Raw genomic sequence first — 11,396 nt, forward strand, 5'->3', positions numbered from 1 at the left:
GCGGCGCCAGGGGCCGCGGCTCCTCAGATACCGCGACCACGGGCGTGCAGCGCGGACTGGATGCGGGTGGCGCTCACGAGACGGCTGAGCACGAGGGCGGTGAGCACGACGCGGGGCTCCCGGCGGTTGTCGGTCCACGCCCGCCGCAGCCAGGTGCGGGCCTCGCCCCGCTCGCCGGCGGCGGCGTGGGCGAAGGCGATCTGGCCGGAGATCCGCGCCCGTCCGCTCGGCGACGCGGCGAACTCGGGGAACGCCGCGAGGAGCGACGACAGGGCGGCGGCGACGGTCTGCCACCGGCTGAAGAAGTACGACCCGCCGTTCCAGTGGATGTCGGCGACGACGTCCTCGACGAGCCCGATGGTGCCGGTGCGGGCGAGGCGCAGCAGCAGCTCGTAGTCCTCCGCGTAGCCCCCCGGCAGGTCCTCGTCCCAGCCGCCCACCACGGCGACCGCGCGGCAGCGGTAGAGCAGCGCGGAGGGGTGCAGCTCCATGACGCGGTCGTCGAGCAGGTCCTGCAGGTGCACGCGGCGGCGGGGCGCGCGTCGTACGACGTGCACGTCACCCCGCACGACCCGCACGCTCCCACCGACGGCGAGCAGGTCGGGCTCGGCGAGCAGCTCGCGGACCTGGGCGTCGAGCCGGCCCGGCAGCCAGGCGTCGTCGTCGTCGCAGGTCGCGAGCAGGTCGTGCTCGGCGAGCGCGAGACCCGTGTTGCGGGCGCCGGCGACACCGGGGCGCCGGGCGTTGCGGACGACCCGCAGCCGCTGGCCGGCGCGCTGCGGCTGCGGCAGGCCCAGCTCGGCCGGGTCGCGGTCGTCGTCGAGCACGACGACGAGGTCGACGGGCCCCTCGTAGGTCTGCTCCCACACCGACAGGACCGCCCGTCGGAGGGTCTCAGTGCGGCCGTGGGTGGCGATGGTGACGGAGACGGCGGGGTGGCGCTCGTCGCGGCGGGCGCCCGGGGCGGTCTCACTCAACGCCCTCGACCTCCACCCGTCCGAGCACGGTGACGTCCACGGCCGCGAGGTGCATGCGGGCGACGTCGAGCGCGTCGGCGGCCCAGCGGCTCGTGCCGACGACCACCACGACGCCGTCGCAGGCCTCGAAGTCGATCCGCCAGTTCGGCAGGGTGACGTCGAGCAGGTCGATCTCGAGGCGGCCGTCGGCGCCGACCGCGCGGACGCCGCGGCGCACCAGGTCCGCCGCGCTGGGGTCGAGGTCGGGCGTGACGTAGACACCGAGGCGCAGCTCCGCCCCCGGGTCCTCCTGCTCGCGGCGCAGGAGCCACCGCGTGACGCCGAGGCCGATCGTGGCCAGGGCCCCGTCGGGGGCGTCGCGGCGCACGGCGGCCAGCACGGCGAGCTCGGTCGCCGGGACGTCGACGTCGCTGCCGAGGAGCTCCGGAGCCGGCTCCTCCCCGTCGACCCGGTCGCGGGCGGCGCCGCGCCGACGGCGCACGGCGCCGGCGAGACCGCCACCCCGGGCGGTGTCGGGACCGGCGTCGGGACCGGCACCGGGGTGGGCGCCGGCGCCGGCGCCGGCGAGCGCGAGCTGCCGCGGGGCGTTCGGGGACCGCAGGTGCCACAGGTAGGCCGACACGAGGCCCAGCAGCAGGCCGCCGAGCAGACCGGCCAGCACGTGCGCGGCAGGGGTGAGGGAGGTCTGCCGGGCGGTGCCGGCGGCGGCGCCCGCGATCTTGCCGGGGTCCACCACGGTCTCCTCGAGCAGCACCCGCTCCTCGACGAGCTCCGCGGCGCGCGGGTCGTCGGCGTCGTAGGCGGCGATGAGGTCGGCCAGCAGCGCGTCGTGGCTCTCCCAGCGCTGCACCGCCTCCGCCTGCGCCCGCTCCAGGTAGACCTCGGCGGCGGTGTCGGCGCGCTCCTCCGCCTCCTCGGCGTCGTCGTCGGTCCAGGTGAAGACGAGGTAGTTGCTGTTCGTCTCCGCCACCACGCCCAGGCGGCGCGCCACGTCGTCGGCCGTCGTGCCGTCGCCGATCTCCTCGGCGATGGCCTCCCGCACGGGTGGGGTGCGGGTCAGGGCGACCTGGTCCTCCGCCCACAGGGTGTCGGGGCGGAAGTCGCCGACGGGCACGAGGCCGCTGCCGACCCGCACGGTCGACGTCGCGGCGTACGTCGGCTGCGTGAGCCCCGCGACCAGGAGCCCGGCGACGAGGCCGAGCGCCATCCCCACGAGCAGGTGGAGGCGGTGAGCGCGGATGGCCGCGGCGAGCGTGGGGAGGCGACGCAGCTCGCGTCCGTCGTCCGTCCCGGCAGGCGCGGTGGTCGCGGTGGTCGCGGTGGTCGCGCAGGTCGCGGTGGGCTCCGGAGACGTGTCCAGGGCCGTCGTCTTCTCGTCATGCATGGTGAGCGGTCACCTTCCTGGGGTGGGGTGCCACGGGCGCGGCGCTGGTGGCGCCCGCCGCGGGAGAGGTGGTGTGGAGGCGGCGCACCCCGGTGAGGGCGAGCGCCAGCAGGGTCACGGCGAGCGGCACGGGCAGCACCTCGTAGAAGGCGATCTGCACGAGCAGCGCCGGACCCGTGGCGTGCAGCCAGATGTCGGCCGAGCGGCCGTCGCGCGGCCGGGCGTGCCACCACACGGCGAGCACGGCCAGCACGAACACCACGGCGCCGGCGATCCCCTGGGAGACGAGGATCGTCCACAGCTGTCCGTGGGTGCCGATGGAGACGTCGTTGCTGTCGGCGAGGCCGGCCGAGGACTGCGGCGCGCCCCAGCCGAAGAGGGGCGAGCGCAGCGCGAGGTCCCACGACGCCTGGTAGAGGGTCTCGCGGGTGCTGGTGTTGGCGTACTCCAGCCGGGCCGTCAGCACGCGTCGCACCGGCTCGACGAGCCAGATCGTCGCCGCCAGGCCGGCCACGGTGCCGCCGACGGCGCCGAGCGCCCGCAGGTCGCCGGTCGCGGCGCGCCGCACCACGACGTACGCCGCGGCGACGGCGATCGTCACCCAGCAGCCGCGGTTCAGCGACACGAGCACCGGCGGCACCGCCGCGACCAGCAGCCCCGCGAGGAGCACGCGCTCGTGGCGGCGGGTGGCGACGCAGAACGCGTGCACGACGACCGGGAAGCCGATGCCGACGGCGGCGCCCCAGTCGTTGGTGTAGGCGAAGAGGGGGCTGGGGCGCGGTGAGCCGTAGAGCCCGTCGTACTCCGAGAACTCGGGGTGGGTCAGCGACGTCACGAACGGGTCGTCGAGGCCGACGGCCCGGGTGAGCGCCTGGAACGGGCTCGTGAACTGCAGGTTGTCGACCAGGATGCCCGGGTAGGCGAGCAGCACCGCCGCCGCCCACAGCGCGACCAGCCACGTCAGCACGCGGCGTCCCGGCAGACCGCGGTCGAGCGCGTTCCACACGACGACCGCCATCGCGACGACGCTCGCGTAGAGCGCGAGCCGGAACCCGTAGGACACCGCGTAGCGCGCCGTGCTCAGCATCAGCGCCGAGACCAGCACCCAGCCGAGGAAGAGCAGGAGCACGCCGTAGCCCGGCGGGAGGGTCACCACGCGGCGGTTGACCGCCAGCCAGAGCACGACCGGTACGGCGGCGACCACCCACGCGGGCACCTGCACGCCCAGGGCCCACCACAGGGGGTAGGCCAGGAGGAGGAGCGCGACGGGCCGCACCGCCGAGGTCAGCTCGGCGGGGGTCGCGGTCGAGGGGGGCGCTGGGTCGCGCCGCACGACGGTGGGAGCGCTCACGCCGCCACCTCGCGGACGCGGCGGGCGGGCACCCCGGCGTACACACCGCCGCTGGTGAGGCGGCCGGTGACGACGGCGCCGGCGGCGACGACGCAGCCGTCCTCGACGACCGCGCCCGGGAGCAGGGTGGCGCGCGCGCCCAGCCACACGTTGTCGCCGACGCGGGTCGTCAGGTACTCCGCGTCGCGGGACGTGCGCCCGTCCTCGTCGCGCCCGTGGGTGGCCGTCAGCACCATGACCTGCGGGGCCAGGTGGCAGTCGGCGCCGATCTCGATGCGACCCCGCGCCACGTCGAGGTAGCAGTCGTGGTTGACGAAGGTCCGCTCCCCCACGCTCAGCGCGCTGCCGGTGATGGTCACGCCGCTGAACACGTTGCGGGTGCGGACGTCGAGGCCGGCGGCGCGGTAGACCAGCCACCGCAGCGGGCGCGGGACGAGCGCGGAGCCGGCCACGACGCCCAGGACGAGGTGGCGCCAGGCGATCCCCGCGTCGAGGCGTACGGCGGCGCCCACCCGCCGCAGGACGCTCATCGCTGCACCCGCGAGAGCAGGGCGCGGCGCACCGAGCGGACTCGGCGCTGACGGTGGCCGACCAGCTCGTCGACGTGGTGGGCGAAGCGCGCGGCGGCCTGGCCGGCGGCGTCGTCCGCCTCCTGCTCCACGCGGGGGCCCGTGCCGGCGAGCGCGTCGAGGACGGCCGCGTCGACGCCGTCGCGCTCGGTCGCCAGCTGCACCATCCCGGCGTCACCGGCGACCTCGGCGAAACGCTGCTGGTGGCCGTCGACGTGCTCGCCGAGCGAGGGGTCGCGGGGCACGCAGACGGGCACGTGCCCGGCACGGCGGGCGTCCATGATCGTGCCCGGGCCGCCGTGGCACACGACGACGTCGGCGGTGCGAACGAGGCGCTCCAGGTCGTCGTGGTCCACGAAGGCGTGGCCCTCCGCCACCCGCGGCTCGGCGCTGTGACCGTGCTGGACGACCACGTGCGCCCGGCCCTCGAGGGAGCCCGCGAGCGTGTCCATCCAGTCGACCAGCCGGTCGAACGGGTGGTGGTCGGTGCCCAGCAGCGCCACCACGAGGGGGCGGCCGGCGTCGACGGCGGTCACAGGAGCGGCCCGACGAGAGCGGCGTCCGGGTAGACGTCCAGCTGCGTGTCCCACTGCACGATCCGCCGCGACGTGAAGGGGCCGCACAGGCGTCCCGTCATGGTCGGCGAGTCGACCCGGTCGTAGACCTCGAGGAACACGGTGGGGATGCGCAGCACCCAGGCGAGCACGAAGAACGGCACCGCCACGCCCGCGCCGGCGCTCACCACGACGTCGGGCCGCTCGCGGCGCAGGACCCGCCAGGCGAGCACCAGGTTGCGCAGCAGGTTGCCGACGTTGCGGGTGGTCGGCGAGTAGGAGGTGACGACCCGCTCGTCCGCGAGGCGGTCCCGCACGTCGGGGGTGTCCGGGCACACCCACGTGCGCTCCCGCTGCTCCCACCAGGGGCGCAGGGCGAGCAGCTGCGCGAGGTGGCCGCCCTGGGTGCTCACGAGCAGCGCGCGCTGCCCCGGCACGGCGGCGATGTCGGTCATCAGTAGGCTCCCTTCGCCCGCAGGACGGCGGACACGGTGCGGACGCAGATGACGAGGTCACCCGCGATGGACAGGTCGTCGGCGTAGGCCAGGTCGAGGTCCACGCCGTCCCTCCAGGGGAGGTCGGAGCGGCCGCTGACCTGCCACAGCCCGGTGAGCCCGGGCTTCACGGCGAGGCGGCGGCGGGAGGTCTCGTCGTACGCCGCGACCTCCGCCGGCAGGGCGGGGCGCGGACCGACGAGGGACATGTCGCCCCGCACGACGTTCCACAGCTGCGGCAGCTCGTCGAGCGAGGAGCGCCGCAGGAAGCGGCCGAACCGGGTGACCCGCGGGTCGGCCCGGATCTTGAAGAGCACGGCGTCGGACTCGTTGAGGTGGGTCACCGCGGAGCGCAGGCGCTCGGCGTCGGCCCTCATGGTGCGCAGCTTGTGCAGGACGAACGGGCGGCCGTCGCGCCCGACCCGCACCTGGTGGAAGAGGGCCGGGCCGCTGCTGTCGAGCCGCACGGCGAGCGCCAGGAGCCCCAGGAGCGGTGACAGGAGCACCAGCGCCACCGCGGCCAGCGTGCGGTCTGCGAGCGACTTGGTGACCCGCCCCACCGTGCCGTGCCGCGGCGGGGCGAGCGTGAGCACGGTGCCTCCCGTGGGGCCGCCGAGACGGCCGACGGCCAGGCGGCGGGGGGCGACGGCAGGTGCGGCGAACCCGAGCGGCACGCCGGTCGGCTGCAGCTGCCAGGTGACGGCGCGCACCGCGCGGGGGGCGAGCCCGGCGCCCGGGGCCAGGAGCACGAGGTCGGCGCGGTGGTCGACGACCGTGCGGGCCAGCGCCGGGGCGTCGCCGGTCTCGAGGTCGACGCCGACCGTGGCCACGGGGGCCACCGGGGCCGCGAGGCCCGCGGGGTCGGGGGTGGCCCGGCGGCCGGACGGGACCAGCAGCACGACCCGGGGCTCGCGGCGCCCGGCCGCGAGCGCGGCCCGCACGACGGCGAGCAGGACGGCGACGAGCACCACGACCAGCACGAGCAGCCCGACGGGGGCCACGAGGAGACCCGCGGTGACCCCGAGCGCGAGCAGGCCGGCCGCGAGCAGCGCGACCCGGGCCAGGCCCGGGAGGTCCGCGCCCGTCACGGCACAGTGGGCCGGGCGGGAGCCGGCCAGCAGCAGCCGCGCCGCCCACCAGGCACCGGCGACGAGGCCCGCCGCGGGCAGTGACAGGGGGCCGGCCAGCGTTCCCCCGGCCGGCACGGCGACCGGGAGGACCGCCTCGCCCAGCGCGAGGACGACCCGGGAGCGGCGTCCGGCCGGGGCCGCGACGGCGGCGGGAGCCGGGGCGGCAGGAGCCGGAGCCGGGGCCGGGGCGGGGGCGACGGAGCGGACCGCCGCGACGGGGCGGGGGGTCGTGCCGACCGGGCCGGGCTCCCCGACGACGGGCTGCACCGTGGCGTGACCACGCTCACCGCCCGACACCTCTCGCACCACGCCCGACACCGGCGCCTCCTTGACCTCGACCCCTGATCCGGGGTGGACTAGACCTGCTTGGAGAACACTGTTCGCTTTCGTGAACGGCGTTGTCAAGTGAGAACACGGTTCTTTACCTGCCAGCCGCGCCCAACCGTGCGTCTTTGACGCACGGGAGCCAGTCGGGCCAGTAAGGTCACTCGGGAGATGGGTGCGATGACGGAGACACCGGACAGGGGCGCGCAGCCCGAGACGTCCGCGTCCACGGGACCGGAGCGGGCCCCGTCGCGCCGCGACCGCGCCCGGCTGGCCACGACGGACGAGATCAAGGCCGCCGCCCGGGAGCTCCTCGCCCCCGCCCAGGAGGGCAGCGACCTGTCGCTGCGGGCCGTCGCGCGCGAGGTGGGAATGACCCCCTCGGCGATCTACCGGTACTTCGAGTCGCGCCACGACCTGATGGAGGCCCTCGCGCTCGACGCGTTCGACTCCGTGGCCGCCGCACTCGGCGAGGCGGCGGCGGTCCCGGACCGCGCCCCCCTGCAACGGGCCGTGGACATGGCCCACGCCTACCGCGCCTGGTGCCTGCGCCACCCGGCCGAGTTCGCCCTGATCTTCCGCCACGGCAACGTGAGCGGTGCCGGGTCACCGACCTGGCGCGAGCACCTCCTGGGCTTCTACCGCGTCCCCCTCGTGATCATGCTCGAGGACGTCGCCGCCGGGCACGTGGCGCTCGGCACGATGGCGACCCCGCTACCCGTGGTGCAGCCGGAGATCCTCGAGGTGGCCCAGGCGCTGGGCCCCGACGGGGTGTGTCCCGAGGCCGTCGTGCGGCTCACGCAGGTGTGGGCGTCGATCCACGGCTTCGTCTGCCTCGAGCTGTTCGGCCACGCCGGGCTCATCATGGGTGACGTCGCGGAGGCGTTCGAGCACCACGTGCGCACCGTCCTGGGCACCCACTACCGCTGACCCCCGCTCCCCAGGCGGCCTGGCTGTCCCCACCGTCCGACCTCACGAGAGCCGCGGCGCCCGGGGGAAGCCCAGCGCCACCTGCACCGCCGCGGAGACGGCGGCCTGGGCCTGGCGCAGGTCCGGGGTCGTGACGTCGCCGACCATGCACAGCATCCAGCGGCGCGCGTCGAGGTCGTAGCCGCCGGCGGCCACGCGCGTGACCCCGCCGCCCCACACCTCCATGGCCCGGGCGGCGGCCGACCCGTCGCCCGACCAGGCGACGAACGAGCCACCCTCGAGCACGGCGGCCGTCTGCTCGTCGGTGACCTGCCGGGAGGGCGCGGCCAGCACGGCGGCGAGCCGCTCGCCGTCGGGGCCGTCGCGTCGTACGGCGCTCGCCGCCCGCCACAGCTCCGTGCTCCCGGCCCGCCCGATCCACCAGCCCGCGACGTCGAGGCGCTGGGCGAAGCGGCAGGCGACGGCCGTGAGCCGGTCCACCACGGGCGCGTCCACCAGGTCGTCGAGGTCGTGGAGGGTGCGCTCGAGCGCGTCGGCCACGTCGCCGGGCGCCAGCTCGTCCGGGAGCTGGCCGACCGTCCCGCGCACCAGCTGCTCGAGGGCGTCGACCACCCGCCGGGCCAGGCGGCGCTCCTCGGCGTCGAACGAGCCCGTCGAGCGCACGAGGTGCAGGACGATGCCGGTGCCGTCCGCGCACTCGCGGCGCACGGCGATCACGCCGTCGTCCTCCGGCGGCCCCGTCGTGGTGCTGCGCAGGGACGAGGACGGCGTCGCGCCTCCCGCCAGGGGAAGCTCGACGGTGTCGTCGTACCGGGCGACGGTCACCGCGTCGAGCGAGATGGCCGCGCGGATGGTGTGCTCCACCAGCTCGCGCCACCGCTCGACCTCGTCCAGTGCAGAACTCTCCACGACTTGCCCACGCCCTCCGGATACGGCTCTCCCCCGCGCTGCCACGCACACTGGACGCCCGAGGACCGGGGCTGTGACTGCACCTTCGCGATGCCAACGATGCAGGGGCACTGCAAGTCACTCGGAAGTGACGCGCGTCGCACTCCCACACGAGCGGGCCCGAACCGGGACCTTCGTCCCAGCCCGGCGGGCTCAGGAGTTGAAGCGCTGCTGGGTGCGCTCGAGGCCCTCGGTGACGAGGCACTCGATCGCGTCGGCGGCGTCGCCCACCTGCAGCGGGAGCTCCTTGCGCTCGGTGCGCGAGTAGTCCGACAGCACGAAGTCCGCGACGTCCTGGCGCCCCGGGGGCCGGCCGATCCCGGCTCGCACCCGGTGGAAGTCGCCGGTGCCCAACGACGAGCGCATCGAGCGCAGGCCGTTGTGGCCGTTGTCCCCGCCGCCCTTCTTCACGCGCAGGGTGCCGAAGGCGATGTCGAGCTCGTCGTGGACGGCGACGATGCGCTCGGGCGGCACCTTGTAGAAGGTGGCGAGCGCCTTGACCGGGCCCCCCACCTCGTTCATGTAGCTGCGCGGTCGCGCCAGCACCAGCCGGGGCCCGGGCGTGCCCGGTGCGCCGACACGGCCCTCGACCACGTCGGCCCGCCCGGTCTTGTGGGAGCGGAACGGACTGCCCCAGCGCGCGGCCAGCTCCTCGACCACCAGGTAACCGATGTTGTGCCGGTTGCCGGCGTACGACGGGCCGGGGTTCCCCAGCCCGACGGCGAGCCACACGCCCCCGGGCGCGTTCTCGGTCTCGGACATGGGGGAACCCCGGCCCTCTCTGCTCGGGGGCCCGGCTCGCGCCGGGCCCGGACTCACTCGGAGTCGGTGGCCTCGCCCTGCTCGGCGTCGCCGGCGTCGGCGGCGTCGCCCTCGGCGGCCTCCGGCTCGTCCTTCTCGATGCCCGCGTCGGCCTCGGCCTCGGCCAGCTCGGCCTCGACCTGCTCGGCGGTGGCGGCGGCGGTGACGTTGACGACGAGGACGTCGCCCTCGGTCAGCAGCGTCGCGCCGCCCGGCAGGGCCAGGTCGGCCGCGGTGACCTGCGTGCCGGCCTCGGCGCCCTCGACGGACACCTCGACCTGCTCGGGGATGTCGGTGGCGGCGACCTCGACCTGGACGGTCGCGTTCTCGGTGACGACCAGGGTCTCCGAGGCGGCCTCGCCCACGACGACGACGGGCACGTCGACCGTGACCTTCTCGCCCTTGACGACGGCGACGAAGTCGACGTGCTCGATGACGCGGCGGATCGGGTCGACCTGCACGTGCTTGGTCAGCGCCAGCTGCGCCTCGCCCTCGACGTCGAGCTCGAGCAGCGCGTTGGCGCCACCGTGCTTGAGCGCGAGCATCGTGTCGTGGCCGGGCAGCGTCAGGTGCAGCGGCTCCATGCCGTGGCCGTAGACGACGGCGGGGATCTTGTCGGCGCGGCGGATGCGGCGGGCCGCACCCTTGCCGAACTCGGTGCGACGCTCGGAGGTGATCTTCTCGCTGGACATGTGGGACTCCTCGTGGTGCGGGTACGGCGGCACGGGAGGCCGCTCGTCAGGTCGGGCGCCGCGGCGCGACAGCGCGGCGGACACGGGAGTCCGACCGGCCCTGTCGATCACGGAACCCGGAGGCTCCCTCGCCGAGGCAACCGCAGCACCCTAGCCGCCGCCGGAGGGACCGGACAAATCGGGTGGTGCCCGGTCGGGTCAGGTGCTGGGGGTGACGACGGCCACCGCGGCCGGCTCGAGCACGAAGCCACCCACCTCGGCGACCACCTCGCAGGGGCCGGTCGTCGGGAAGTAGCCGCGGACGTCGCCGTCGACGCTCACGGCGACGGCGTCGCACCCCGTCGCGAAGCGCAGCCCGTCGCCCGCGAGCTCCCGCACGACGCCGCTCGCCACCCGGGCCCCGCTGTCGTGGACCGGGTCGGAGCCCACCTCTCCCTGCGCCCAGGTCGCGAACAGGAGCGTGGACGCGGTCCCGTCGACGTCGATGCGGGGTGGCGTGACCTCGATCCGGAGGCTGCGCACGCGCTGGGCGGGGAACGCGGTCGTGCGGTTGGCGGTGTCGGCGACGGCGGTCGTCAGGAGGTCGGCGGCGTCGGACTCCCACGCCTCCAGCGCGCCCTCCTCGACCCCCAGGTCGACCCCGACGACGGCCGCGGCCCGCAGCGTCGTCGTACCGGCCGGCAGCGGGCCGAGGCTCCAGCCGCACGGTTGCTCCACCGCCGTCGTGTACGGGTCCACCGGGGCCGCGGGCACGTCCCAGGCCACGTCGGTCGGGCAGTCCGCCGGGTCGTCGGCGGGGCCGGGCAGGAAGACGAGGACCGTGGGCTCGGCCGCCGCCGGCTTCGTCAGGCTCAGCTCGACCTCCACCGTCGACCCGCCGGGGTCGTACGACGCGGCGCGGGCGACGACGAGACCGCTCGGCGAGGCCACCGGGTCCAGCTCGGCCTCCTGCTCGGGGGCCGTCGCGCGCGTGGCGGCGTCCACATCGCCACCCCCGGTGTCGTCGCGGCCCGCCCACCACGAGCCCGCGAGCACCGCGGCGAGGAGCACGAGCACCGCGGCGACCACGGCGACCACGGCGCGACGTCGCGGCTCCCGCCGCGCCGGGGTCTCCGGGGTCTCCGGGGCGACCGGAACGGGGTCGGGCCCGCCGGCGCCCACGGCCCCCGACGGCACGAAGGGCACGTCGACGGTGTGGCCGGGCGGCGCGCTGGCGGCGGCCGCCGCGACGGCCGCGGCCCC

12 protein-coding genes are annotated in these 11,396 nt (G+C 76.0%); 1 reads left to right on the forward strand and 11 read right to left on the reverse strand.

Translation table 11 applies throughout. The annotated features are described in order from the left end of the window. Positions 1-23 precede the first annotated feature (23 nt). From KK617_RS14120 to KK617_RS14150, 7 genes are read right to left on the reverse strand one after another with little or no spacing between them, the layout of a single operon-like run. On the reverse strand, positions 24-977 hold the full coding sequence (locus KK617_RS14120; protein ID WP_277500718.1) for a glycosyltransferase family A protein: 954 nt from the start codon (positions 975-977) through the stop codon (positions 24-26). Then, a complete protein-coding gene (locus tag KK617_RS14125) occupies positions 970-2,361 on the reverse strand; it encodes a hypothetical protein (protein WP_277500719.1) in 1,392 nt (463 codons plus the stop codon). Before KK617_RS14125 ends, KK617_RS14120 begins: the two co-directional genes overlap by 8 nt. After that, entirely contained in the window at positions 2,354-3,712 is a 1,359-nt protein-coding gene (locus KK617_RS14130; RefSeq protein ID WP_277500720.1) for an O-antigen ligase family protein, read from the reverse strand. The genes KK617_RS14125 and KK617_RS14130 overlap by 8 nt, the downstream gene beginning before the upstream one ends. Further along, positions 3,709-4,242, reverse strand: coding sequence for an acyltransferase (locus KK617_RS14135; RefSeq protein WP_277500721.1), 534 nt, complete (start codon positions 4,240-4,242; stop codon positions 3,709-3,711). Before KK617_RS14135 ends, KK617_RS14130 begins: the two co-directional genes overlap by 4 nt. After that, positions 4,239-4,817 (reverse strand): glycosyltransferase, encoded by a 579-nt coding sequence (locus tag KK617_RS14140; protein WP_277500722.1) that lies wholly within the window; start codon positions 4,815-4,817, stop codon positions 4,239-4,241. Before KK617_RS14140 ends, KK617_RS14135 begins: the two co-directional genes overlap by 4 nt. Next, the gene (locus KK617_RS14145; protein WP_277500723.1) at positions 4,814-5,290 is read right to left on the reverse strand and encodes a UDP-N-acetylglucosamine--LPS N-acetylglucosamine transferase; all 477 of its coding nucleotides are present in this window, start codon (positions 5,288-5,290) and stop codon (positions 4,814-4,816) included. The genes KK617_RS14140 and KK617_RS14145 overlap by 4 nt, the downstream gene beginning before the upstream one ends. After that, positions 5,290-6,777, reverse strand: a complete 1,488-nt coding sequence (locus tag KK617_RS14150) for a sugar transferase (protein ID WP_277500724.1) — start codon at positions 6,775-6,777, stop codon at positions 5,290-5,292. Before KK617_RS14150 ends, KK617_RS14145 begins: the two co-directional genes overlap by 1 nt. Before the next feature lie 186 nt (positions 6,778-6,963). On the opposite strand from KK617_RS14150, the gene KK617_RS14155 reads away from it, so the two are divergent. Then, a complete protein-coding gene (locus KK617_RS14155; protein WP_277500725.1) occupies positions 6,964-7,713 on the forward strand; it encodes a TetR/AcrR family transcriptional regulator in 750 nt (249 codons plus the stop codon). A gap of 42 nt (positions 7,714-7,755) precedes the next feature. On the opposite strand, the gene KK617_RS14160 is transcribed toward KK617_RS14155, so the two are convergent. From KK617_RS14160 to KK617_RS14175, 4 genes are all read right to left on the reverse strand, one after another. After that, a complete protein-coding gene (locus KK617_RS14160; protein ID WP_277500726.1) occupies positions 7,756-8,622 on the reverse strand; it encodes a hypothetical protein in 867 nt (288 codons plus the stop codon). Between the two features lie 192 nt (positions 8,623-8,814). After that, complete coding sequence (gene pth / locus KK617_RS14165; protein ID WP_277500727.1) at positions 8,815-9,423, reverse strand: aminoacyl-tRNA hydrolase; 609 nt, start codon at positions 9,421-9,423, stop codon at positions 8,815-8,817. Positions 9,424-9,476: 53 nt separating this feature from the next. Then, on the reverse strand, positions 9,477-10,154 hold the full coding sequence (locus KK617_RS14170) for a 50S ribosomal protein L25/general stress protein Ctc (protein ID WP_277500728.1): 678 nt from the start codon (positions 10,152-10,154) through the stop codon (positions 9,477-9,479). 198 nt (positions 10,155-10,352) lie between these two features. Further along, the coding region (locus KK617_RS14175; RefSeq protein ID WP_277500729.1) for a hypothetical protein at positions 10,353-11,396 on the reverse strand (1,044 nt) is incomplete at its 5' end.

It is taken from the genome of Nocardioides sp. ChNu-99 (genome assembly GCF_029493445.1).
Classification (GTDB): domain Bacteria; phylum Actinomycetota; class Actinomycetes; order Propionibacteriales; family Nocardioidaceae; genus Nocardioides.